The organism is Kitasatospora herbaricolor (genome assembly GCF_030813695.1).
Lineage (GTDB): Bacteria > Actinomycetota > Actinomycetes > Streptomycetales > Streptomycetaceae > Kitasatospora > Kitasatospora herbaricolor.
Genome location: NZ_JAUSVA010000002.1, coordinates 4,208,252 through 4,233,157, shown reverse-complemented (window position 1 = coordinate 4,233,157; position 24,906 = coordinate 4,208,252). Strand labels below are relative to the sequence as shown.

The following is a 24,906-nucleotide window of genomic DNA, read 5'->3' as shown; positions in this document are numbered from 1 at the left end:
CGGACGGCTCCGGCGCCCCCGCCACCTCCGACACGGCCCCGGGTGGCGTCAGGCCCGATACGGCGAGCGGACACCGAGCCGAGGACGCCGCCACGACCGGCGGCCCCTCAGGGCGCCGCGTCACCCCCGACCGCGCCACCCCCGACCGGTGTGCTCCCGTCGACCGGTGCGCCGCCCCCGTCGACCGCTGCGGCTCCGTCGGCCGGTCCGGCCCCGGGAGCGGGTGCACCCGCCAGCAGGACGTCCAGCAGCCGGACCGCCGCCGCCTTGTCCAGCGGGTCGTTGCCGTTGCCGCACTTCGGGGACTGCACGCAGGAGGGGCAACCCCGCTCGCACTCGCAGGCGGCGATGGCGTCCCGGGTCGCCGTCAGCCACTGGGCGGCCCGCCGGAAGCCGCGTTCGGCGAATCCCGCCCCGCCGGAGTGGCCGTCGTAGACGAACACGGTGGGCAGCCCGGTGTCGGGGTGCAGCGGCACCGACACCCCGCCGATGTCCCACCGGTCGCAGGTGGCGAACAGCGGCAGCAGACCGATCGAGGCGTGCTCGGCGGCGTGCGCGGCCCCCGGGAGCTGGTCGAAGGGGACGGTCGCGTCCAGCAGCTGGTTCTCGGTGACGGACCACCAGACCGCCCGGGTGCGCAGTGTCCTGGGGGGCAGGTCGAGCTTGCTCTCGCCGAGGATCTCGCCGGTGGAGATCCGCTTCCGCAGGTAGCCCACCACCTGGTTGACCACCTCCACCGACCCGAAGCTGAGCCGGGCCTCGCCCCAGTCCACCGTGGTGTCGGTCGAGAGCACCGAGATGGAGGTGACGTCGCGGGCGGCGGTCGTGTAGGGCGGGTCGGCCCGCTCGACGAGGGCGACCGAACCGTCCAGGTCGAACTCCCGCACCAGGTAGGTCCGCCCCTGGTGCAGGTGGACGGCGCCGGTGTGGACGCTGGTGTGCGCGGCGGAGGCGTCCACCGTGCCGAGCAGCCGGCCGGTCTCGGCCTCGACGATCTGCACCGGGCTCCCCCCGCTCCCGCGCAGGTCCACGGCGTCGGCGGCCCGCTCGCGCCTGGTCCAGTACCAGGTGCCGTCGCCCCGGCGGCGCAGCAGCCCGCGCTTCTCCAGTATCGGCAGCAACGCCTCGGTGGACGGCCCGAAGAGCTCCAGGTCGCCGTCGGTGAGCGGGAGTTCGGCGGCGGCCGCGCACAGGTGCGGCGCCAGCACGTGCGGGTTGTCCGGGTCGAGCACGGTGGCCTCGACGGGTGTGTCGAAGAGTGCCCCCGGGTGGTGCACCAGGTAGGTGTCCAGCGGGTCGTCGCGGGCGATCAGCACCGCCAGGGCGCCCTGGGCCTCCCGCCCGGCCCGGCCGGCCTGCTGCCAGAGCGACGCCCGGGTGCCGGGGTAGCCGGCCATCAGGACGGCGTCGAGGCCGGAGACGTCGACGCCGAGTTCGAGGGCGGAGGTCGAGGCCAGGCCGAGCAGCCGCCCGGAGTGCAGGTCGCGCTCCAGCGCCCGCCGCTCCTCCGCCAGGTAGCCGCCGCGGTAGGCGGCGACCCGGTCGGCCAGTGGCCGGCCGAGCTGGTCCTGGGCCTGCAGCGCGACCAGCTCCGCGGCCCGCCGGGAGCGGACGAAGACGACCGTCCGGGTCTCGGACCCGACCAGGTCGGTGAGCAGGTAGGCGGCCTCGGCGGTGGCGGTCCGCCGCACGGGGGCGCCGTGCTCGCCGACGTTCTCGGTGAGCGGCGGCTCCCAGAGGCCGAAGACCAGCGGCCCGCGCGGGGAGCAGTCCTCGGTGACGGCGACGGCGGGCAGACCGGTCAGTCGGTGGGCCGTGGCCGCCGGGTCGGCGGTGGTGGCCGAGGCGAGCAGGAACGTGGGTGAGGAGCCGTAGCGGGCGCAGAGCCGGCGTAGCCGGCGCAGGACCTGGGCGACATGCGATCCGAACACGCCCCGGTAGGTGTGGCACTCGTCGACGACCACGTACTTCAGCGTCTTCAGGAAGGACGCCCAGCGCGGGTGGGCGGGCAGGATGCCCCGGTGCAGCATGTCGGGGTTGGTCAGCACGTACGAGGCGTACTGGCGGACCCACTCCCGTTCCTCGGGTGGTGTGTCGCCGTCGTAGAGCGCGGCCCGCACCCGGGCGGGTGCCAGTTCGGCGGCGCGGCGGCGCTGGTCGGCCGCCAGCGCCTTGGTGGGGGCGAGGTACAGCGCGGTCGCCCCCCGCCCGTTCCGGGCCTCCGTGCCGTCCAGCAGGTCGCTGAGGACGGGCGCCAGGTAGCCGAGCGACTTGCCCGAGGCGGTGCCTGTGGCAAGGACCACAGTTTGGCCGGATTTGGCCAGTTTCATGGCCTCCGCCTGATGGGCCCACGGCTGCTCGACCCCCAGGGCGAGCGCGGCTGCCACGACCTCCGGCCGGACGGTGTCCGGCCAGGGTGCGTGGCGGGCCTCACGGGCGGGCAGATGCTCCGTATGGGTGAGCCGGTCGGCGCGTCCCCGGACGGCGGAGAGGGAGGCGAGCAGCGCCTCGGGCGGGCGGTGACGGGGCAGCATGGGGACCCAGTGTGTCACCGGCGTGACGGAGAATCGTCGTAAGGCATCGTGCGGTCATGGTCACAGGTGGTTGAATGAGGCCGTGACGGCCACATGGCCGAGGGTCGCAACGCCGAGGCTCGCCGCATGCACGTTGGGCGCGCCCAAGTTCGCGACCACGCGGTGGCGGCCGCCAGGCCGAGGATCGCAATGACGTAGCAAGGCAAGGCGCTGGAGGTTCCGTGGACCTGTCCCTGTCGACCCGTACAGTCGGCGATCGCACGGTCGTCGAGGTTGGCGGCGAGATCGATGTGTACACCGCCCCGAAGCTGCGTGAGCAGTTGGTCGAGCTCGTCAACGACGGCAACTACCACTTGGTCGTCGACATGGAGGGCGTGGACTTCCTCGACTCGACCGGTCTGGGCGTCCTGGTGGGCGGTCTCAAGCGAGTGCGTGCCCACGAGGGATCGCTGCGCCTGGTCTGCAACCAGGAGCGCATTCTGAAGATCTTCCGGATCACCGGTCTCACCAAGGTGTTCCCGATCCACACCTCGGTGGACGACGCGGTCGCCGCGACCGACTGATCTCACCTTTTTGGGGCGGGTCGGGCCCGAAGGGCCTGCCCGCCCCGGCTAAGGGCTGGTTCCGTCCAGCCCTGGGGGCTGGCTTGCCAGCCCGTGGTCGGAGCACCCCGGAGGGGGAGACATGGCAACGGTCGAACTTCGATTCAGTGCGCTTCCCGAGCATGTGCGCACAGCCCGGCTGGTGGCCGCGGCGGTGGCCAGACGCGCAGGGGTCGACGAGTCGGTGCTCGACGAGGTGCGTCTCGCGGTCGGCGAGGCGTGCTCCCGCGCGGTGGGCCTGCACCAGCGTGGCGGGGTGACGGCCGGCGCCGTCCGGGTGGCCCTCACCGACCAGGAGAAGCGTTTCCTCATCGAGGTCGAGGACGAGGCCGGCCCAGCGTCGGTCCCGGACCCGGGTGTCGACGAGGACGCCGACGAGGACACGCTGGGCCTCGCGGTCATCACGGGCCTGGTCGAGGACCTTGAGGTCACCCACGGCGCCCGTGGCGGCGTGATCCGGATGAGCTGGCCGGTATCGGTCGACGCCCTGGCGCACTGAGCCGCGCGGACCGACCCCGTTCACCCGGGCGGTTACGACGCTCCCGCTGATCGGGTGCTGCCCACCCTTTCGGCCGGTCTCGTCCGCCCGGTCCGGCTTCGCCGTGCCCGCCCGGCGACCGTTCCCGGCCGCAGCCGGCCGTCCCCTCTGCCGACTCCGGTGCGGCGCTGAAGCGGATCGTGGCTCCGGACTCCGCGGGCGGCCGTCCGGCGACCGGACTCGCCCCGGGGTTGACAGATTGTTGAATTGGGCGGTTCCCTGCATCCTGGCGCGACCGGATCGGATCTGTCGGAGATGAGGGAACACCCCATGCGGATGCGAATCCTGTGGCCTGCGGGTCAGACGACGGCGACCCTGCAGCCGACGCCCACCGCCAAGGCACTCTGGGAGGTGCTGCCCCTCAGCTCCTCCGCGAACACCTGGGGCGACGAGGTCTACTTCGGGACGCCGGTCACCGTGCCGCTGGAGGTGGACGCCCGGCAGGTGGTCGAGCCCGGCACCGTGGCGTTCTGGACGGACGGCGACAGCTTGGCGCTGCCCTTCGGGCCGACCCCGATCTCGCGCGGGGGCGAGTGCCGGCTGGCGGGCCCGTGCAACGTGCTGGGCGTCCTGGACGGGGACGCGAACGTGCTGCGTACGGTGCGGCCGGGTGACGCGATCCGGGTGGAGCGGGCCTAGCCGCTCCCGGCGGTCCGAGTGCAGCGGGGCTCCGGTCGTCCGGCCCTGGCGGGGCCGCCGTCGGGACGGCCGTGTCGGGCGGGCGTGTAGGTTCGCTGTTCGACAACCGCATCCGAAAGGGCTTCTCCGGTGAACAAGCGACTGCTGGCCGTACCCGCGCTGGGCGCGTTGCTCGCGTTCGGCGCTGTCGGGTGCGGCGGTGATGACAGTGCTCAGCTGAACGCGTGGGCCACGAGTGTCTGCGACTCGGCGAAGGAGCCGATCGCACAGGCGCAGGCCGCCCTCGCGGACACCGGGCAGGTCAAGGACGGCGAGGGCCCGGCCGATCTGCAGAAGCGGCTCTCGGACGATGTCGCGCGGCTGGCCAGGACCAACCAGCAGATCGCCGAGGCCATCGACAAGGCCGGCGCCCCGAAGGTGGACAAGGGCGGCAACCTGCAGAAGGACGCGGTCGACGAGCTGAACAAGGCCGCCCAGGGCTACCTGGACGTCCAGAAGAAGCTGGACGGGCTGCCCAACACCGACCAGGCGAAGTTCGCGGACGCGCTGCGCAGTGTCGGCGACCAGGTCCAGCAGCTGGCGACGCTGTCCACCCAGGCGCAGAGCAAGCTGCAGAGCGGTGACCTGGGTGCGGCGATGGCCAAGCAGCCGGGCTGCAAGCCGGGCGCACCGGCCGCCGCTCCCTCGGGCGCCCCCGCCGGCGCATCCACCGGCGCGAGCGCCCCGGCGACCCCGGGAGCGGCGGGATCGCCCGCCGCGTCGGGTGATCCCGCCGCCTCGCCGTCCGCGCCGGCCGCCGACGCCACCGGCTCCGCCGCACCCTCCGCCTCCGCCCCGGCCACCTCCCCGGCCGCCTCGCCGAGCTGACCCCGCTGCGCTGACCCGCTGAGCTGACCCACTGAGTTGAGCCAGCCCCGCCGAACTGCCTCGACGCACCTCGCTCGCGGTGCGGCCGGCCCCGACCCCTCGGGCCCGGCCGTGCCCCGGCCGTACCCGGCCGCGCCCGCCGTGGTCAGCGACACCGGCCGTGCCGGCCTCCGCTCCCGTGGCCGGCTGACCCGCTGACCCGCCGGCCACGGTCCGCGCGAGGGCGGTCCGCCGTGCCACGGCCCGCCGCGCCCCGGCGTCGCGAGACAATGACCGGGTGACCAGTAGCCCCGTTCTCGACCCCACCCGCCTCGCCAAGCTCCGCGAGGCGCTGCTCGCCGCCTCGTACACCGCCGACGGCTGCCTCGACCTGCTCGGGCCCACCGGTTACGCGGCCCTGGCCCGTAGCGAGGCGGTGCCGGCGCTGCGCGCGACCCGCGGAGGCAGTCCGCTGGAGACGCTGGTGCGGCTCTTCCTGCTGCAGCAGCCCGTCCCGTACGCGGCGGCCGCTGCCGCGCTGCCCGTGGAGGACTGCCTCGCGGACGGCTGGCTGCGGCCCGACGGCGACCAGGTGCGTGCCACCGTGGACGTCCGCCCGTACGCCAACGAGGTCGCCGGCCTGCCGAGTTCGGATGCCTGGGTGGTTTCCGACCTGGGCTGCGCGGTCGGTGGTGCCGGTGGCATCGGCTCGGGGGAGACCGCGCACGGGGTGGCCCGCAAGGAGCTGGTGCTGGGGGTCGGCGGAGCGTCCACCACACTGGCGAACATCGCCGTGCGGCGGTCGGTGCGCACGGCGCTCGACCTCGGCGCGGGCTCCGGCGTGCAGGCGCTGCACGCGGCGCGCCACGCCCAGCGGGTGACGGCGACGGACGTCAACGCGCGTGCGCTGCGATTCACCGAGCTGACCCTGGCGCTGTCCGGGTTCGACAACACCGACACGGCCGAGGGCAGTCTCTTCCAGCCGGTCGTGGACCGGAAGTTCGACCTGATCGTCTCCAATCCGCCGTTCGTGATCTCACCGGGCAGCCGCTTCACCTACCGGGACGGCGGGATGGCCGGTGACGACCTCTGCCGGAGCGTCGTGCGGGGCGCCGCCGCACATCTGGAGCCCGGCGGCTACTGCCAGTTGCTGGCGAACTGGCAGCACGTCAAGGGCGAGGACTGGCACGACCGGCTGGCGGGTTGGGTGGCGGGCACCGGGCTGGACGCGTGGGTCGTCCAGCGCGAGGTGCAGGACGTCGCCCAGTACGCCGAGTTGTGGCTGCGCGACGGCGGCGACCACCGCGGCCCGGGCGGCGACTACCAGGCCCGGTACGGCGAGTGGCTGGACGCCTTCGAGGCGGCGAAGGTCGAGGGCATCGGCTTCGGCTGGATCACCCTGCGGGCGAGCGGCGCGGACCGCCCGACCGTGCGCGTGGAGGAGTGGCCGCACTCGATCGAGCAGCCGCTCGGCCCGCACATCGAGAGCTGGTTCGCCCGGCAGGACTTCCTGGCCTCGCACGACGACGCGGGGCTGCTGGACACCCGCTACCTGCTCTCGGACGAGGTCGTCCAGGAGCAGGTCGGCCCGCCCGGCGCGGAGGACCCGGAGCACGTGATCCTGCGCCACAACCGCGGCATGCGCCGGGCCACCAAGGTCGACACGGTCGGGGCCGGGTTCGTCGGGGCCTGTGACGGCACGCTGTCGGCGGGCGAGATCGTGGACGCCATCGCGCACCTGCTGGACGAGGACCGGGTGGTGCTGCGGGACCAGGTCCCGCAGTCGCTGCGGATGCTGACCGAGCAGGGCTTCATCGCGCCGGCGGGCCTGGGCCAGGAGGACTGACAGCGGGGGGCACCCAGGGGGTCACCGCCCCGGGGTGCCCCCTGCTCTGCCCGCCGTTCCCGTGGCCTTGCCACGGCCCCCGATCGACCGTCCCCGCCCCTCGGCCCCGCGCCTCGGCCCCGCGCCTCGGCCTCTCACTCGGCCCCGCCCCTCGTACCGCCGCGCGCACGTCGCCGCGCGCCATGTCGCCCTGGCCCGCCGTGCCCAGGAGGCCCCGCCCCGCCGCGCCCGCCCCGTTCACATTCCCGTTCCCGCCGGTTCGGCCGCCGTACGGCGGGCGTCGGTCGGGTGTTGTCCCTGCGCTGCGAATCTCTGTCCACAGGCTGTGGACAGAGATTCGCGGCGGGCCGGACGGGGGAGGGGCGCGATGGAGACACCCACGGGTTTTGCGGCGGGGGTCGTACTCGTCCTCTTCGGAGGCGCACTCCTGTTCTGGTGCGCTGTCGAAATGCGTCTTCGCCACCGGGTGCGCCGCCACGGGGTGCCGGTCTCGGCACGGGTCGTGGCCGACGACGATCCGTACGGCACGTTGGACAGTGCGCCCCTGCTGTCCTTCGCGACCCTGCCCTCGGTCGGGGCCGCCGGGGTGTCCGGTGCCGCGGGCGGAGCGGCGGGCGCCACGGGTTCGACCGGCCGGGGCGAGGCGGTGGTCGCCAGACCGCGCGGCCACACTCCGCTGCGCCGGCCGGCCGGACTGACGATCGGGTCGGACGTCCGGGTGGCGTACGACCCCAGGCGCCCGGGGCTGGTGGTGCTGGCCGCCGGCGAGACCGGGTCGACGCTGGCCAGTGACGTGTTCTGGACGCTGCTCGGTGCGGGAAGTCTGGCGGGCGGTCTCGCCCTGCTGGCTTCCCTGGCCGGTCGCTGAGGCCGGCCGGGGAGCCTGGCGGAACCCGCCCGGGGCCGCGCGGCGGGGCACCGACGCGCGGGTCGACACCGGGGCTGACCTCGGCCGTTGCCGGCCGAGACGGTGCGCGGCGGGGCACTCGGGGGCAGCCGGGCGGCCGGCTCGCGGCGGCGGCCGATCGGCGTACGGCGGTCGCGGGAAATCATGATGACAGATTCTGAAATCTGTTATTCCATCCTTCTGAAACCCGCCGAAGCACCCCCTCTGCGCGGCACGATCCTCCATCATCGGGTTACCGTTCGAGTGGCGTAGGTCGGCTTTGCCGGCGAAAAAGAAGGATCCGTCCGTTTGACAAGGGTGGCCGGGGTACGGTCACACTCCGCTGGTGGGGTCGTCGCGCAGCGGCAGCCCCGGACGGTGGTGGGGTCGGGCGGAGCGGCATCCGTACTGCCTGCGCCGACCAGCTCACGTAACGACCGGGAGAGAAGAGCGAAGGTGTCCCCGAGCAGCGAGACCGCGCGCAACGGCCAGCGACTCGTCATTGTCGAGTCGCCGGCCAAGGCGAAGACGATCAAGGGCTATCTCGGCCCCGGCTACATCGTCGAGGCGAGCGTCGGGCACATCCGCGACCTGCCCGGCACGGCCGCCGAGGTCCCGGACAAGTACACCGGCGAGGTGCGGCGCCTGGGCGTCGACGTCGACCACGACTTCGCGCCGATCTATGTGGTGAACGCGGACAAGAAGTCCCAGGTCACCAAGTTGAAGTCGCTGCTCGCCGAGTCCGACGAACTCTTCCTCGCCACCGATGAGGACCGCGAGGGCGAGGCCATCGCGTGGCACCTCCAGCAGGTGCTCAAGCCCAAGGTGCCGGTGCACCGGATGGTCTTCCACGAGATCACCAAGGCCGCGATCCAGGAGGCCGTGGCCAACCCGCGCGAGCTGAACCAGCGCCTGGTCGACGCCCAGGAGACCCGCCGGATCCTCGACCGCCTCTACGGCTACGAGGTTTCGCCGGTCCTGTGGAAGAAGGTCATGCCGAAGCTCTCGGCGGGCCGCGTGCAGTCCGTCGCGACCCGCCTGGTGGTCGAGCGCGAGCGTGAGCGGATCGCCTTCCGCACCGCCTCGTACTGGGACCTCACGGCGACCTTCGCCACCGGTCGGACCGCGGCGGACGCCGCGAACCCGGAGAACTTCGGCGCCCGGCTCTCCACCGTGGACGGCCGCCGGATCGCCAGCGGCCGCGACTTCGGCTCCGACGGGCAGATCAAGAGCGCCAACACCCTGCACCTGGACGAGCAGGCCGCCCGCGCGCTGGCCGCCGCCCTGGAGCGGACCGCGTTCAGCGTGCGCAGCGTCGAGTCCAAGCCCTACCGCCGTTCGCCGTACGCGCCGTTCCGCACCACCACGCTCCAGCAGGAGGCCAGCCGCAAGCTGGGCTTCGGCGCCAAGCGCACCATGCAGGTGGCCCAGAAGCTGTACGAGAACGGCTTCATCACCTACATGCGTACCGACTCGACCACCCTCTCGGACACGGCGATCTCCGCCGCCCGGGCCCAGGTGACGCAGCTCTACGGTGCGGACTACCTGCCGGACGCGCCCCGCACGTACGCCAGCAAGGTCAAGAACGCGCAGGAGGCGCACGAGGCGATCCGCCCCTCCGGGGACCGCTTCCGCACCCCGGCCGAGACCGGTCTGAGCAGCGACGAGTTCCGGCTCTACGAGCTGATCTGGATGCGCACCGTCGCCTCCCAGATGAAGGACGCGGTCGGGCAGTCGGTGACCGTGAAGGTCGGCGGCGCCTCGGCGGACGGCCGGGACGTGGAGTTCTCCGCCTCCGGCAAGATCATCACCTTCCACGGCTTCCTCAAGGCCTACGTCGAGGGCGCGGACGACCCGAACGCCGAGCTCGACGACCGCGAGCGCCGGCTGCCGCAGGTCGCCCAGGGCGACCCGCTCTCGGCCGAGCAGCTGAACCCCGAGGGCCACTCGACCAAGCCGCCGGCCCGCTACACCGAGGCCTCGCTGGTCAAGGAGCTGGAGGACCGCGAGATCGGCCGGCCGTCGACGTACGCGTCGATCATCGACACGATCATCAACCGCAAGTACGTCTTCAAGAAGGGGACGGCGCTGGTGCCGTCGTTCCTCTCCTTCGCGGTGGTCAACCTGCTGGAGAAGCACTTCGGCCGGCTCGTCGACTACGACTTCACCGCGCGGATGGAGGACGACCTCGACCGGATCGCCGCCGGTGAGGCGAAGTCCGTGCCGTGGCTGAAGCGCTTCTACTTCGGTGTCGGCGAGGGCGAGGGCCACGCTGTCGGCGCCGCCGCCGAGGCCGGCAACGGCGACGGCGACCACCTCGGCGGTCTGAAGGAGCTGGTCACCGACCTCGGGGCGATCGACGCCCGCGAGATCAGCTCGTTCAAGATCAGCGACGACATCACCCTGCGGGTCGGCCGCTACGGCCCCTACGTGGAGAAGGCCTCGCAGGTCGAGGGCGAGCCCGGCCAGCGCGCCGACATCCCGGACGAGCTGCCGCCGGACGAGCTGACCGTCGAGCTGGCCGAGGAGCTGCTGGCCAAGCCCAGCGGCGACTTCGAGCTCGGTACCGACCCGGTCAGCGGCAACCCCGTGGTGGCCAAGTCCGGCCGGTACGGCCCGTACGTCACCGAGATCCTGCCCGAGGGCACGCCGAAGACCGGCAAGAACGCCGTCAAGCCGCGTACCGCCTCGCTCTTCAAGACGATGTCGCTGGACACCATCACCCTGGACGAGGCGCTCAAGCTGCTCTCCATCCCGCGGGTGGTGGGCACCGACCCCGAGGGCCAGGAGATCGCCGCGTACAACGGCAAGTTCGGGCCGTACCTCAAGCGGGGCACCGACTCGCGCTCGCTGACCAGCGAGGAGCAGATCCTTACGATCACCCTCGACGAGGCGCTGGCGATCTACGCCCAGCCCAAGCTGCGCGGCCGGGCCGCCGCCGCCCCGCCGCTCAAGGAGCTGGGCACCGACCCGGTGAGCGAGCGTCCGGTGGTGGTCAAGGACGGTCGTTTCGGTCCGTACGTGACCGACGGCGAGACCAACGCGACCCTCCGCAAGGACGACGAGGTCGAGACGATCACGCCGGAGCGCGGCTACGAGCTGCTCGCCGAGAAGCGGGCCCGCGGGCCGGTGAAGAAGGTCGCCAAGAAGGCGCCGGCGAAGAAGGCCGCCGCCACCAAGACGGCGGCCAAGAAGACCACCACCGCGAAGAAGACGGTGGCGAAGAAGACGGTCGCCAAGAAGACCGGCACCGCCACCAAGACGGCCGCCAAGAAGGTCGCGGCGAAGAAGAGCACCGGCTCCGACGAGGGCTGACCTGCCGACAGGCACCGCGGGCCCGCCCCTCCCACCGGGGGGTGCGGGCCCGCGGTCCGTCCGCGAAGCGTCACAACCGTGCAATGAGCGGCATCCGGAGGCCCACTCCTTCCTTTTGCGGGCACCGCAGACCGCTACGCTGACCGTATGACGAGCGAGGAGCAGCCCACCCCCAGCGCCGCCGTGGCGGCTGGAGCCGCCACCCCCGACCTTCCGGAGGTCGCACCGGCCGGGAGCGCGGGTGAACGGGCCCGCGCACTGCTCCGCCTACGCCCGTACCGAAGGCTCTGGACGACCCAGCTGATCGGCGGCACCGCCGACCGGCTGGGACTGCTCGTCCTGCTGGCGCTGACCGTGATCGCCGCCGCCCTCGGGCAGCAGTTCGGCGACCTGCCGCGCAGCCTGGCGTTCGCGGTGTCCGCCGTGTTCGTGGCCCGGCTGGCCGCCACCCTGCTGTTCGGCGCCGCACTGCTCGGCCCGCTGCACCAGCTGGTGGGCGGCAAACTGGACCGCCGCTGGACGCTGCTGGCCACCGACGTGCTGCGCGCCGTGCTGATCGGCCTCGCGCCCTGGTGGGTGATCTGGTTCCCCGCCACGGCGGCGAAGCCCAGCACCGGCGCCGCCACCTACGCCCTGCTCGCCACCGTTTTCGTCACAGGTGCCGCCGAGCGGATCTGGACCATCAGCAAGGACGCCGCCGCGCCCGCTCTGCTGCCCCCGGTGAACCCGCACGCACCCTTCGCCGAGCAGCGCCCGTCCGCCGCCAACCTCGACACCGTCCGCACCCTGGACCTGCGCACCGGCTGGGCCACCGTCCCGCTCGGCGCCGCCGCGCTGGTGCTCTTCACCCTGCTCAACAACGTCTTCGCGGCGCTCGGCTCGGACTGGCTCCGCAGCCACCAGGCCACCTGCGCCGCGCTCGGCGCGGCCGCGCTGTTCGTCACCTCCGCCGCGCTGACCTACCTGCAGGATCTGCCGGCCGGCCCCGTCGCCGTCGCCCCGCGCTCGCCGCTGCAGGGCCTGCGCGCCCCGACCGACGCCACCGCCGGACCCGCGCTGCGCAAGGGCCGGACCGGATCGGCCCCCTACTTCACCTTCGCGGTGGCCGCCGCCTACTCCTCGTTGGCCGGCGTGGCCTCGCTCGCCCTGCTGACCGCCGTCGAGCACCGGGCCGGCCCGATCGGCTACGGCCTGGTCGTGCTCGCCGCCGCCGGCGCCCCCGCGCTCGGCGTCCGCCTCACCCGGGTCACCCTGCCGTCCTTCTCCCGCCGCCGGCTGCTCGCGCTGGCGCTGCTGGTCGAGGGCGTCGCGCTGATCCTGGCCGGCCTGGTGCTGGACTTCGTGCTGGTCCTGCTGCTGACGACGCTGGCCGGGCTGGCCGCCGGGATCGTCGTCTCGGCCGGCCGCTCGCTGCTCGCCCAGGAGGTGGAGGAGGGCCGGCTGCCGAAGGTCACCGACCACCTGTACGCGGTGCTCCGGGTCGTCGTGTCGCTGGCGCTGATCGCCGTGCCGCTGATCGCCGCCGCCTACGGCAACGTGATCGTCGGTGACGTGAAGCCGGGCGGCTTCACCTTCATCCACGGCGGTGCGGCCCTCGCGGTCGGGACCATCGGGCTGCTGACGCTGGTGCTGGCCGCGGTGGTGCTGCTGAAGACCGACGACCGGCGCGGCACCGCGCCCTTCGTGCGGGACCTCCTCGACGCCGTGCGCGGCACCACCGGCCCGGCCCCGCACCGCACCTCCGGCACCGGTTTCTTCATCGCCCTGGAGGGCGGCGACGGCGCCGGCAAGTCCACCCAGGCCAACGCCCTCGCGGAGTGGATCCGCAGCAAGGGTCACGAGGTCGTGCTGACCCGCGAGCCCGGCGGCAGTCCGGTCGGCCAGCGGCTGCGCGGCCTGGTGCTGGACGTCGGCAACACCGGCCTCTCGCACCGGGCGGAGGCGCTGATCTACGCCGCCGACCGTGCCGAGCACGTCGAGAACGTGATCCGCCCCGCGCTGGAGCGCGGCGCCGTGGTCATCACCGACCGCTACATGGACTCCTCGATCGCCTACCAGGGGGCCGGCCGCGACCTGGCGGCCACCGAGGTCGCCCGGATCTCCCGCTGGGCGACCGGCGGGCTCGTCCCCGACCTGACCGTCGTCCTGGACGTCGACCCGAGCGCGGCCCGTGAGCGGTTCACCGAGGCGCTCGACCGGCTGGAGTCCGAGCCGACCGAGTTCCACCAGCGGGTCCGGTCCGGCTTCCTCGCCCTGGCCGCGGCCGACCCTTCGCGCTACCTCGTCGTCGACGGCAGCCAGCAGCCCGGCGTCGTCACCACCGCCGTCCGCCACCGGCTCGACCGCGAGCTGCCGCTCTCCCACCAGGAGCGTGCCGCCCGGGTCGAGCAGGAGCGGCTGGCCCGCGAGGAGGCCGCCCGCCGGGCCGCGGAGGAGGCCCGGCTGAAGGCCGAGGCCGACGCCGCCGAGCGCAAGCGCCTGGAGCTGCTGGAGCAGCTGCGCGCCGAGCAGGCCGAGAAGGACCGTCTCGCCAAGGAGGAGGCCGACCGGATCGCCGCCGAGGCCGCCCGCAAGGCCGCCGAGGAGGCCCGGCTCAAGGCCGAGCAGGAGGCCCGCGAGCGGGCCGAGGAGCAGGAGCGCCGCCGGGTCGCGGAGGCGGCCCGGCTGAAGGCCGAGGCCGCCGAGCGCGAGCGGCAGGAGGCCGAGGCGGCCGCGCAGGCCGAACTCCAGCGCCAGCGCGAGCTGCAGCGCGCCGAGCAGCGCCGCCGGGCCGAGGAGGCCCTGCAGCGTGCCGAGGAGGCACGGCTGGCGGAGGCCGCGGCCGCCGCGGCGGCAGCCGGGTCCGTGGACGTGACGGCGGAGCTGCCGCAGATCGGGGCGGCCGACGTCACCCTGGAGATCTCCGAGCGGGACCGCCAGGCGGCGGTCCGGGCGGCCGCCGAGGCCGAGCGCGCCGCGAAGGCCGCCCGGACGGGCGGGGCGTCACCGGTTTCCCCGGCCACCCCGGCTTCTCCGGCCACCCCGGTTTCCCCGGCCACTCCGGCTTCTCCGGCCACCCCGGCCGACGAGACGGAGCTGCTGCCCCGGGTGTCCGCCCCGCTGGACCGGACGGCGGTGCTGCCGAAGGTGCCCTCCTCGGACGGCGACACCGCCCGCTCCCGTGGGACCGGCACCGGTGAGGACGCGGAGGGCGCCATAGCCGGCGCCACCGACCGCACCTCGGTGCTGCCCAGGATCGAGTCCGACGGCCCGGACCAGACCCGTGAGCTGCGGGTTCCGGCCCCCCCGGTCCCCCCGGCGGCGGAGGCCGACCCGGCGGAGGAGCCGCCCGCCGCGGTGCGGCCGCGTCCGTCCTGGGCCGAGGAGACGCCGATGGACGACCTGCCGAGCCTGACCGACACCCTGCTCGGCTCCCGCGAGGAGTGGGCGCAGTGGGAGCAGCCCGGCCCGGACGAGGACGGCGACGGCGACGGCGACGGCCGCGGCAAGGGCCGCAAGCGGCGTCGCTGAGGCGCCCGCGGCAGTCGGTTTCGACGCCGGTACGACGGTGAGGTGGGTGGTGCCCGGTCGGGCACCACCCGCTGTCGTCGCGGCCACGTATGCTCGACCGCGAGCGGAGCCCGGTCGGGCGGAGCCGCACCGACAAGAGGGTTGAGGAGCGCCGGTGGCCGTCTGGGACGACCTGGTGGGCCAGGAGCGGGTGGTCGAGCAGCTGACCGCCGCCGCCGGGGCGGCCAGGGCGACGGTCCTCGCCGGGCGCGGCAGCGGGCCGGTGGAGGGCACCAACGCCTCCCTGATGACGCACGCCTGGCTGTTCACCGGGCCGCCCGGAGCCGGCCAGATCACCGCCGCCCGCGCGTTCGCGGCCGCCCTCCAGTGCACCAGCCCCGACCTCGAACTCGGCGGCACCCCCGGCTGCGGGTTCTGCGACGGCTGCCACACCGTGATGGCCGGCAGTCACGCCGACGTGAAGTTCGTCCGTACCGACGGGCTGTCGATCAGCGTCAAGGACATGCGTGACCTGGTGCTGCGCGCCTCCAGCTACCCGACCGGCGGCCGCTGGTCGGTGATCATGATCGACGCCGCCCACCGGCTCACCGAAGCGGCCGCCAACGCCCTGCTGAAGGCCGTCGAGGAGCCCTCCCCGCGGACGGTCTGGCTGCTCTGCGCGCCGTCGGTCCAGGACGTGCTGCCGACCATCCGCTCGCGCGCCCGGCTGCTGGTGCTGCGCACCCCGGCCGCCGAGGCGGTCGCCGACATGCTGGTCCGGCGGGACGGGGTCGAGCCGGAGACGGCCCGGCTGGCCGCGCTGGCGGGGCAGGGCGACGTGGAGCGGGCGCACCGGCTGGCGGTGGACGAGCAGGCCCGTGGCCGCCGGGCCGATGTGCTGCGGATCCCCCTGGAGGTCGCCGACATCGGCGGCTGCCTGAGCGCCGCCCAGCGGCTGGTGGACACCGCGAAGGCCGACGCGGACGCCCTGGCCGAGACGCAGGACGCCCGGGAGACCGGCGACCTGAAGGCCGCGTACGGGGCCGCCGAGGGGTCCAAGGCCCCGCGGGGCATGGCCGGGGCGGTGAAGGAGCTGGAGAAGCGCCAGAAGAGCCGGGCGACCAGGACGCGCCGCGAGACCCTGGGCGTCGCCCTGCTCGACCTGCTGGGCTTCTACCGGGACGTGCTGGCGATCCAGCTCGGGGCCACCGGGGCGCTGGCCAACGAGGACCAGCGGCCGGCCCTGGCGAAGGTCGCCTCGGGCGGACCGCCGGAGGGGACGCTGCGCCGGATCGAGGCGGTGCTGGCCTGCCGCCAGGCGCTGGACCGCAACGTCGACCCGCTGCTGGCGGTCGAGGCGATGACCGTCGCCCTGCGGGCGGGCTGACCGCTGGGCCGAGCGGCTCGCGGTGCTCCGAGCCGGCCCTGAGAGCGCCCGTGGCCTCCGGCGCGGGCCGCTGAACCTTTCCCGGGCGGCCTGCCCCGCCGCCACTGCGGAGCCGGTCGGAGGCCGTTCGCGTCCGGGCGCCGTAGTGCCGCGTCCTCCCTTCGAGTGAACGTCCGCACTCGCCCGGAACGCTCGCGTGCGCCGGGCCGATCGTCTTGCACCCTGTGGACCGAGTACACCGTGGCCGTCCGGCGGAGCTGGTCGCCGGGGCCGCCGCGGCCGTCCGCTACCGGTCCTCCCGAGGTGGTGCGTCCCATGCTCCGTCCGCTCCTGGTCGTCCCCCTGCTCGCCGCCGCGGTCTGCGGGGTCTGGTTGGCCCGCGGCGCCCTGCTGCGCTGGCGGGACCTGCGTTCGGCGCAGACCTACGAGTTGGCCGGCGACCGGCGGCCGGTACTGTTCCGGGCCGCCGGGGCGGTGCTGTGCGCGGTCTGCGTCACGGCGCTGGCCGGGCCGGCGGCCGACGGGATCCTCGGCGGGGCAGGCGACGCGCTCCCGCGGGAGGACGCCCGGGCCGCGACCGCGCCCAAACAGGCGGCCCCGCCGCCCGGCGAGGCCGCGGACCCGGAGGCCCCGGCGGCGGCGGTGCCCGCCCCCGCCCCCGTGGTCAGCCACTTCGAGAGCATCGGGCACCCGGCCGGCGGGGAACTCCTGGAGTCCGCGGTGGCCGGCCGGGACGGGCATCCGCGCAAGGTGCGGGTCTGGGTCCCGGCCGAGTACGCCAAGGACCAGAACGCCCGGTTCCCGGTGATCGTCCTGCACGCGGCCACCCCGCGGAGGACCGCCGACGCCGAGGTGCCCGACGTCTTCGACGGCATCGCCTCGGCCGTCCAGACCGGCCGCTCCCGCCCCTTCGTGGTGGTCGCCCCCGAGGCCCCCTCGGGCACCGAGCGGCCCTGCGACCTGGTCGCGGCCGCCCCGCAGGCCGTCTCCGACGACGCCGCGCTGCGGACGGCCGTGGCCGCGGCCTTCCGGACCGTCCCGGCCGGCCCGGCTGGCTGGGGCGTGCTCGGGGTCGAGGGCGGTGCGCCCTGCGCGGCGGCCGCCGGCCTCTCCCGGCCCGACCTGTACGGCGCCGCCGCGGCCGTCTCCGGCCGGTACGACACGGCCGCCCTGGTCAGGACGGGTGCGGAGGCCGCCGCCGCCGACGCCCCGCACCTGCTGCTCGCCGCCGCCAAGGCCGACGCGCCCGGACTGGACGGCCTGCGCAAGCTCCAGGCGGCGCTGAAGGCCGGCACCGGCCAGGCGGCCCGGGCCGACGTCCGGACCTCGGAGATCGTGCAGGACTACACCCCGGCGCTGGAGCGGCTGCGGCTGGTCCGGGTCGCGGTGCAGTACCTTGCGGAGACGCTCGCCAAGCCCTCCTGAACCACCCCGGCCGGGCGGCGGACTACGCTTGATCCACGACGCTCCGGCGATCGGGTCGAGGGCAGCGGTGCCGGGCCCCGAGCGGCCTTGGCGGACGCGGTGACCCCGGTCGGGCGGCGTCCGGCAGCCGTGTCGACAGCAGACAGCAGCACAGCAGACAGCAGGACGATCACGGCACCCGGGTACGCGAGTATTCGGGTGCCGTCCGTTCGTTCCGTCCGGGTGCCGGGCGCACCTGAGCTTCCGGAACCCCGTGTCGCTCAGCCTTCCAGCACCCAGCCTTCCAGCACCCAGCCTCCCGACAATCAGCCTCCCAGCACTCCAGCACTCCAGCACCCGAGGGGAACCCCGCCGATGCGCGCAGTCCAGCCGGCCGGAGCAGTGACCGCAGCACCTGCCCGATCGCGGTCGGCCGCCCGGCTGCGAGCGGCCGCCGTGGCGTGCGCGGTCACCGGGCTGCTGCTGGGCGGTTGCTCCGCCCCGGGCGCGGACCCGGGGCCGGCCTCGCCGCCCTCCACCGGGCCGGCGTCCCCGTCGTCCTCGTCGGCCCGGCCCGTCGCCGGTGCGGCCCCGGCCACCCCGTTGGAGCCGCTGCCGGCCGGGATCCCGGCCGCCCTCGCCGGCTACTACGGGCAGAAGCTCAGCTGGCAGCCCTGCGACTCGGGCTTCGAGTGCACCACGTTCAAGGTCCCGCTCGACTACGCGAAGCCGGAGGGCGGCGACATCTCCCTGACCGCGGCCCGACGCCGGTCGGACGGCAGCGCGAAGAGGATCGGCTCGCTGCTGCTCAACCCGGGCGGGCCCGGCGGATCGGCGGTCGAGTACCTGGAGGCCGCGGCCGGCGGCTACGACCCGGGGGTGCGCGGCGCGTACGACCTGGTCGGCCTCGACCCGCGCGGGGTCGGCCGCAGCAGCCCCGTCGGCTGCCTGAGCGGCGAGCGGATGGACGCCTACACCGCCGTCGACATCACCCCGGACGACCAGGCCGAGACGGACGCCCTGGTGAAGGCCGACAAGGAGTTCGCCGACGCCTGCCGGCAGACGTCCGGCGCGTTGCTCGGCCACGTCAGCACCGTCGAGGCGGCCCGCGACATGGACGTCCTGCGGGCCCTGCTCGGCGACGACCAACTGCACTACGTGGGCAAGTCGTACGGCACCTACCTCGGCGCGACGTACGCCGGGCTCTTCCCGGCCCGGGTCGGCCGGCTGGTGCTCGACGGCGCCATGGACCCCTCGCTCGACTCGGTGGCCGGCAACCGCACCCAGGCCGGCGGCTTCGAGACCGCCTGGGCCGCCTTCGCCAAGGACTGCGTGAAACGGGACGGCTGCCCGGTCGGCACGACCGAGCAGCAGGCGGGCGAGCGGCTCGACGCGCTGTTCAAGTCGATCGACGCCCAGCCGCTGGCCACCGACTCGGGGCGGCGGCTGACCGAGTCGCAGGCCACCACCGGGGTGATCGAGGCGATGTACGCCGAATTCCTCTGGCCCAACCTGCGCAGCGCCCTCGCCGACGCCCGGGCGGGGGACGGCACCGGCCTGCTGAACCTCTCCGACTCGTACTACAACCGCGGCGACGACGGCTCCTACCCGAACCTGATGTTCGCCAACATGGCGGTCAACTGCCTGGATCTGCCGGCGCCCTTCGCCGCGCCGGCGGACGTCCAGCGGGCGGTGCCGGACTTCGAGCAGTCCTCCCCGCACTTCGGCCGCGACATGGCCTGGATGGCGCTGGCCTGCGGCTACTGGCCGGTCGCGGCCACCGGCGCGCCGCACACCGTGCGGGCGGCCGGCGCCGCCCCGATCGTGGTCGTCGGCACCGTCCGCGACCCGGCGACCCCGTACGCCTGGGCCCAGTCGCTGGCCGGCCAGCTGGAGTCCGGCCGGCTGATCACCTACGACGGCGACGGCCACACGGCCTACGGGCGGCACAACACCTGCGTGGACGGCGCCGTGAACCGTTACCTACTGACCGGCCAGGCGCCGGACAACGGGTTGAGCTGCGCAAAGTAATTCGCACTTCAACAGTCCGCCTGCGACCAGGTACGATGACTCGCCTTTTCCGCGTCCGCCGCCATGGCGTCCGCTGTTCCACGCCTGCCGTAGGGAGCCCCCGTGCTCGGAGTCAACGACCTGGCGACGTACGTCCTCGGCGCCCTGGTCATCGTGCTGCTGCCCGGCCCGAACTCGCTGTACGTCCTGTCCGTGGCCGCCCGCAAGGGCGTCCGCACCGGCTACCGCGCCGCCCTCGGCGTGTTCGTCGGCGACTTCACCCTGATCAGCCTGACCTCGCTCGGCGCGGCCTCCCTGCTGAAGGCCAACCCGGCGGTCTTCCTGGTGGTGAAGTTCGGCGGCGCCGCCTACCTGCTCTGGATCGGCGTCGGGATGCTGCGCGCCGCCCGCCAGCTCTGGCGCGAGCACCGCGCCGGGGCCCTGAGCGAGTCGGACGGGGAGCCGGCGGCCGTCGCCGCCACCGAGGAGAACCCCTTCCGTCGGGCGCTGGTGATCAGCCTGCTCAACCCGAAGGCCATCCTGTTCCTGCTGTCCTTCTTCACCCAGTTCGTCGACCCCTCGTACGGCCGGCCGGTGCTCTCCTTCGCCCTCCTCGGCGGGATCCTGCAGAGCTTCAGCCTGCTCTACCTCTCGGCCCTGATCTTCGCCGGCACCAGCCTGGCCGCCGCCTTCCGCCGCCGCAAGCGCCTCTCCGCCGGCCTGACCAGCGGCGTCGCCGTCCTCTTCGCCGGCTTCGCCGCCAAGCTCGCCGTCTCCTCCGCCTGACGCCCCCCACCGACCCCCGTCCGGGCCCCTCGAACAGGAGCCCGGGGGGCCGGTACGGATCACCCCTCGAAACTGTGTAGACTTGCCCGCGTTGCCGACGCAATGATTGCCCCCACGGGCAGCAAAGCCCGGCCGCGCCGCTTTAGCTCAGTTGGCCAGAGCAACGCACTCGTAATGCGTAGGTCTCGGGTTCGAATCCCGAAAGCGGCTCTGCGAAACCCCAGGACTCACTCGCCGTGACCTGGGGTTTTGTGTTTCCCGGATGTGCTCGCTGTGGCCTTCCGGTGCGGCGTCCCGGACGGCGACGCCCGCCACGCGTGTTCGGCGGGCGGACGGTTGACGCAGCCTCGACGGGCGCCGTCCCCGGGTGGGACGGTGTCGCCGTCCCGGGCAGTCAGCCCCCGTCCGTCCCCGCCCCCGTCAGGGCCTCCGTGCGGAGGTCCTCCTCGGAGGCGCCGCGGCGCCAGTAGCCGGCGAAGGTGACGGTGCGGCGGGCGAGGCCGCGTTCGGCGACCAGGTGGCGGCGGAGGGCCTTGACGGTGCCGGACTCGCCGGCGATCCAGGCGTACGGGGTGCCGTCGGGGAGGTCGGCGGCGCGGACGGCCTCGATCAGGGGGGACGGGGCGGCCGGGGTGTCGCGGACCAGCCAGGTGATGTCGGTCTCGGGGGAGACGTCCAGGTCCTGGATGTCCTCGGCGTGCGGGACCTCGATCCAGACCCGGGCCCGCAGGCCGGGCGGCAGCTGGTCGAGGATGCCGCCGGCGGCCGGCAGGGCGGTCTCGTCGGCTGCGATCAGCACCCAGTCGGTGCCGGCCGGCGGGCGGAAGCAGACGCTGCGGTTGTCCTGGACGGCCGGGCCGAGCAGGATCACGCGGTCGCCGGTCCTGGCGGCCGCCGCCCAGGTGGCGGCCGGGCCGGCCGGGCCGGCGGAGCGGGTGGACCAGGAGGGCGCGACGCCGTGCAGGGCGAAGTCGACGTCCACCTCGTCCGGGTCGCGGCGCTGCGCGCGGACGGTGTAGGAGCGCATCACGGCCCGGACGTCCTCGGGCAGGGCCCGCCAGGCGGCGAACCAGCCCTCGCCCTCCTCGACGGGGAGCACGGGGGCGGCCTGGCCGGGGTGCGGGAGGAAGAGCGAGAAGCTCTGGTCCCGGCCGCCGGAGACGAAGCGGGCCAACTGCCCGCCGCCGAAGGTGATCCGGAGCATGGTGGGGCCGAGGCGCTCGGTCCGGACGACCTGGGCCTCGAAGAAGTCGTACTGCGCCGCGAGGTTCTCGGATCCGCCGCTCATCGGTCAGCTCAGCTTCCTGGCGTTCTGGACGGCCTTGGCGAGGTTCTCCAGCAGCGGCGCGGCGCCGGCGTAGGAGAAGCGCGGGACGGCGTCCCACGGGGTGACCTGGCCGGCCTTGACGGCGGGGAGCTGGCCCCAGGCGGGCTTGGCGGCGAGGTCCTTGGGCTGGAGGGCGGTGCTGCGGTTGTCGAGCAGGATCAGGTCGGCGGGGAAGGTGCCGGCGTTCTCCCAGCTGAGGCTCTCGAAGTAGTCGCCGCCCTCCAGCTTGGTCGGCTGGACGAAGTCGACGCCGAGTTCGGCGAAGTACATCAGGTCGGTGCTGACCTTCGGGTTGGAGACGTAGAAGAGGTCGGGGCTGCCGGAGGCGGCCATCACCTTGATGCCGCCGGCGGCCTTGGCGGTCTTGGCGACCTGGCGGAGGTTCTCGGCGGCGGCCTCGAAGCGGGCCTTGGCGTCGGTGACCTTCTTGGCCGTCAGGTCGGCGCCGAGCGACTCGGCGAGCTTGGCGTAGTGCTCGATCGGCTGGGTCATCGGCACCCGTGCGGTGGTGACGACCGCGCTGGGGGCGAGCTGCAGGATCTTGTCCTTGCTCTCGTCCGGCACGTACCAGAAGGCGTCGGGGTCGTACATGTGGGTGACGAGCAGCTCGGGCCGCAGGGCCGCGTACTTCTCGATGTTGAACTCGCCCCAGACGTTGCCGAGGATCTCGACCTTGTCGATCGCGAGGTCGCCGGCCTGCGCTTCGGCCTTGCCGTCCGCGGTCCTCGTCTCGCCGAAGACCCCGACGATCTGCCGGTCGAGGCCGAAGTCGACCAGGGCCGCGGCGGCGCCGGTGAAGGCGACCACCCGGGTCGGGACGGCCTTGGCGGTGATCTCCTTCCTGCGGTCGTCGGTGAAGGTCCAGGGGCCGCGGCCCTTCGTTCCCCCGCCGGCGTCCGAACCGCTGCCGCCGCCGCTCCCGCAGGCGGTCAGCAGGGCGCCGAGGCCGGCGGCGCCGCCGGCGGCGAGCAGGCCGCGCCGGGACAGGGGGGTGGTGCGGGAAAACGGCATGGCGGGGTCTCTCTCGCAGTCGGGCAGGGCAGGGAAGCCTCAGAGGGATGTAGGTTAACCTAACCTAAGTCCTTGTACAGAGGGGGCCTGCTTGGCGCTCCCGCCAGCTCCGGAGCCCACCGTGTCCGTCACCAACTCGCCTCCGCTCCAAGGAGGTTCGGCGCCGTCCCGACCCTCCTCGGGGCTGCTGGGCGGTGTCCGCCCGGGTGGACGCCATGCCCCTCGCGCCGTCGGGCTCGCCGGCTCCGTCCTGGTGCTGCTGCTCGTCCTGGTGCTGAGCATCGGTGTCGGGGCCAAGCAGCTCTCACCCGGTGAGGTCTGGCAGGGCCTGGTCGACAGTCACTCCGAGGCCTGGACCGTGGTGCACCGGATGCGGCTGCCGCGCACCCTGCTCGGGCTGCTGGCCGGTGCGGCCCTGGGCCTGGCCGGCGCCGTGATGCAGGCCCTGACCCGCAATCCGCTGGCCGACCCCGGCCTGCTCGGCATCAACGCGGGCGCCTCGGCGGCGGTGGTCACCGCGGCCTCGCTGTTCGGGGTCGCCACCTTCGACGGGTACGTCTGGTTCGCGCTGGCCGGCACCGCGGTGGTCGCCGTCCTGGTCTACGCGGTCGGCGGCGGTCGCGGGGCCACCCCCGCCCGGCTGGCCCTCGCCGGGGCGGCGCTCAACGCCACGCTCTACTCCTACGTCAGCGCGACCATGCTGCTGGACACCGCCTCGCTGGACCGGATGCGGTTCTGGACGGTCGGCTCGCTGGCCGGCGCCGAGCCCTCGACGGTGCTCAAGGTGCTGCCCTTCGTCTCGGCGGGCCTGCTGCTCGCGCTCGTCCTCGCCCGGCCGCTCAACGCGATGGCCCTCGGTGACGACTCGGCCCGCGCCCTGGGGGCCCGCCCCGGCCTCGTCCGCGCCGGCGCCGTCCTGGCGGTGACCCTGCTCTGCGGGGCCGCCACCGCCGCCTGCGGCCCGATCGTCTTCGTCGGCCTGATGGTGCCCCACCTCGTCCGCTCGCTGACCGGGCCCGACCTGCGCTGGCTGTTCCCCTACTGCGCGGTGCTCGCGCCCGTCCTGCTGCTCGGCGCCGACGTGCTCGGCCGGGTGCTGGGCCGGCCCGGAGAACTCCAGGTGGGGATCGTCACGGCGGTGCTCGGCGGCCCGTTCTTCCTCTACTTCGCCCGGCGCGGAAAGGTGGCCCGCGCATGAGGGCACTGCGTTCGGCCGGCGGGCGCTCCGTGCTCCTGCGGCCCCGGGCGGTCGCGGTCGGGGCGGCCTGCGCGCTGCTGGCGCTGGTCGTCGGTGTGCTCGCGCTGGGCAGCGGCGACTACCCGATCGCCCCGGCCGACGTGCTGCGCACCCTCACCGGTGGCGGCTCGCCCGCCGAGGACTTCATCGTCAACCAGCTGCGGCTGCCCCGGGTGGTGACCGCCCTGCTGGTGGGCGCGGCGCTGGCGCTGGCCGGCGCGCTCTTCCAGTCGCTGGTCCGCAACCCGCTGGGCAGCCCGGACATCCTCGGGTTCACCCAGGGCGCGGCGACCGGCGCGCTGCTGGTCGTGGTGGCCGGCGGCAGCAGTCTGGCCCTGGCCGGCGGCGCGGTGGCCGGCGGTCTGCTCACCGGGGTGCTGATCTACGCCCTGGCCTGGCGCGGCGGGGTGCACGGGCACCGGCTGGTGCTGGTCGGGATCGGCACCGCCGCGATCCTCACCGGCGTCAACGGCTATCTGCTGACCCGGGCCCAGCTGATGGACGCGGCCCGGGCGGTGCTCTGGCTCACCGGCAGTCTGGACGGGCGCGGCTGGCAGGACGCCTGGCCGCTGCTGGCCGCGACGGTGGTGCTGGTCCCGGTGGTGCTGGGTTGCGGCCGGGCGCTGCGGATGATCGAGATGGGCGACGAAGCGGCCGGCGGCCTGGGCATCAGGGTCGAACCGGTGCGGCTGACACTGCTGGCCTCGGCCGTCCTGCTGGCCTCGCTGGCGGCGGCCGCCGCCGGCCCGGTCTCGTTCGTGGCGCTCATCGCACCCCAGCTGACCAGGCGGCTGACCCGCGCGCCCGGGCCGAACCTGCTGCCCTCGATGTGCACCGGCGCGGCCCTGCTGGTCACCGCGGACTGGGCGGCCCAGCGGTTGTTCGCCGGTCACCAGCTGCCGGTCGGCGTGGTGACGGGCGTGCTCGGCGGGGGCTACCTGGTCCGGCTGCTCGCCACCGAGCGCCGGGCGGCCCGGCTGTGAACGGGCCGGCGGTGAACGGGCCGGCTGTGAACGGGCCGGCGGTGAACGGGCCGGCCACGAACGGGC

The 24,906-nt window shown here is 74.3% G+C and carries 17 protein-coding genes and 1 tRNA gene; 15 read left to right on the top strand and 3 right to left on the bottom strand.

What is annotated here, in order from left to right:
- Positions 1-107 precede the first annotated feature (107 nt).
- Positions 108-2,534: a DEAD/DEAH box helicase gene (locus tag J2S46_RS18835; protein ID WP_191288910.1), complete on the bottom strand. Its 2,427-nt coding sequence runs from the start codon at positions 2,532-2,534 to the stop codon at positions 108-110.
- 221 nt (positions 2,535-2,755) lie between these two features.
- On the opposite strand from J2S46_RS18835, the gene bldG reads away from it, so the two are divergent.
- The 13 genes from bldG (at position 2,756) to J2S46_RS18770 (ending at position 20,492) form a co-directional block, all read left to right on the top strand.
- Positions 2,756-3,097 carry an anti-sigma factor antagonist BldG gene (gene bldG, locus J2S46_RS18830; RefSeq protein ID WP_014178436.1) on the top strand — a complete coding sequence of 114 codons (342 nt, stop codon included), beginning with the start codon at positions 2,756-2,758 and terminating at the stop codon, positions 3,095-3,097.
- A gap of 121 nt (positions 3,098-3,218) precedes the next feature.
- Positions 3,219-3,635, top strand: coding sequence for an ATP-binding protein (locus tag J2S46_RS18825; protein ID WP_073924634.1), 417 nt, complete (start codon positions 3,219-3,221; stop codon positions 3,633-3,635).
- Between the two features lie 309 nt (positions 3,636-3,944).
- Positions 3,945-4,313, top strand: coding sequence for a cyclophilin-like fold protein (locus J2S46_RS18820; protein WP_191288909.1), 369 nt, complete (start codon positions 3,945-3,947; stop codon positions 4,311-4,313).
- Positions 4,314-4,442: 129 nt separating this feature from the next.
- Complete coding sequence (locus J2S46_RS18815; protein WP_191288908.1) at positions 4,443-5,180, top strand: small secreted protein; 738 nt, start codon at positions 4,443-4,445, stop codon at positions 5,178-5,180.
- Between the two features lie 277 nt (positions 5,181-5,457).
- The gene (locus tag J2S46_RS18810) at positions 5,458-7,005 is read left to right on the top strand and encodes a DUF7059 domain-containing protein (protein ID WP_191288907.1); all 1,548 of its coding nucleotides are present in this window, start codon (positions 5,458-5,460) and stop codon (positions 7,003-7,005) included.
- Positions 7,006-7,453: 448 nt separating this feature from the next.
- The gene (locus tag J2S46_RS18805) at positions 7,454-7,873 is read left to right on the top strand and encodes a DUF3592 domain-containing protein (RefSeq protein ID WP_191288906.1); all 420 of its coding nucleotides are present in this window, start codon (positions 7,454-7,456) and stop codon (positions 7,871-7,873) included.
- A gap of 474 nt (positions 7,874-8,347) precedes the next feature.
- On the top strand, positions 8,348-11,206 hold the full coding sequence (gene topA / locus J2S46_RS18800) for a type I DNA topoisomerase (RefSeq protein ID WP_191288905.1): 2,859 nt from the start codon (positions 8,348-8,350) through the stop codon (positions 11,204-11,206).
- Positions 11,207-11,353: 147 nt separating this feature from the next.
- On the top strand, positions 11,354-14,716 hold the full coding sequence (gene tmk / locus J2S46_RS18795; protein ID WP_191288904.1) for a dTMP kinase: 3,363 nt from the start codon (positions 11,354-11,356) through the stop codon (positions 14,714-14,716).
- A gap of 154 nt (positions 14,717-14,870) precedes the next feature.
- A complete protein-coding gene (locus J2S46_RS18790) occupies positions 14,871-16,082 on the top strand; it encodes a DNA polymerase III subunit delta' (protein ID WP_191288903.1) in 1,212 nt (403 codons plus the stop codon).
- A 315-nt stretch (positions 16,083-16,397) separates the two neighbouring features.
- On the top strand, positions 16,398-17,507 hold the full coding sequence (locus tag J2S46_RS18785; protein WP_191288902.1) for a hypothetical protein: 1,110 nt from the start codon (positions 16,398-16,400) through the stop codon (positions 17,505-17,507).
- 354 nt (positions 17,508-17,861) lie between these two features.
- Positions 17,862-19,517, top strand: coding sequence for an alpha/beta hydrolase (locus J2S46_RS18780; RefSeq protein ID WP_191288901.1), 1,656 nt, complete (start codon positions 17,862-17,864; stop codon positions 19,515-19,517).
- Between the two features lie 102 nt (positions 19,518-19,619).
- A complete protein-coding gene (gene leuE, locus J2S46_RS18775; protein ID WP_191288900.1) occupies positions 19,620-20,282 on the top strand; it encodes a leucine efflux protein LeuE in 663 nt (220 codons plus the stop codon).
- Positions 20,283-20,418: 136 nt separating this feature from the next.
- Positions 20,419-20,492 (top strand) — tRNA-Thr (locus J2S46_RS18770).
- Between the two features lie 184 nt (positions 20,493-20,676).
- On the opposite strand, the gene J2S46_RS18765 is transcribed toward J2S46_RS18770, so the two are convergent.
- Positions 20,677-21,570 carry a siderophore-interacting protein gene (locus J2S46_RS18765; protein WP_191288899.1) on the bottom strand — a complete coding sequence of 298 codons (894 nt, stop codon included), beginning with the start codon at positions 21,568-21,570 and terminating at the stop codon, positions 20,677-20,679.
- 3 nt (positions 21,571-21,573) lie between these two features.
- Positions 21,574-22,620, bottom strand: a complete 1,047-nt coding sequence (locus J2S46_RS18760) for an ABC transporter substrate-binding protein (protein WP_191288898.1) — start codon at positions 22,618-22,620, stop codon at positions 21,574-21,576.
- 121 nt (positions 22,621-22,741) lie between these two features.
- Between J2S46_RS18760 and J2S46_RS18755 the strand changes: the two genes are divergently transcribed.
- Together J2S46_RS18755 and J2S46_RS18750 are read left to right on the top strand one after the other, a co-directional pair.
- Positions 22,742-23,818, top strand: a complete 1,077-nt coding sequence (locus J2S46_RS18755) for a FecCD family ABC transporter permease (protein WP_191288897.1) — start codon at positions 22,742-22,744, stop codon at positions 23,816-23,818.
- Positions 23,815-24,840, top strand: coding sequence for a FecCD family ABC transporter permease (locus J2S46_RS18750; protein WP_191288896.1), 1,026 nt, complete (start codon positions 23,815-23,817; stop codon positions 24,838-24,840). Before J2S46_RS18755 ends, J2S46_RS18750 begins: the two co-directional genes overlap by 4 nt.
- The last annotated feature ends 66 nt before the right edge of the window (positions 24,841-24,906 follow it).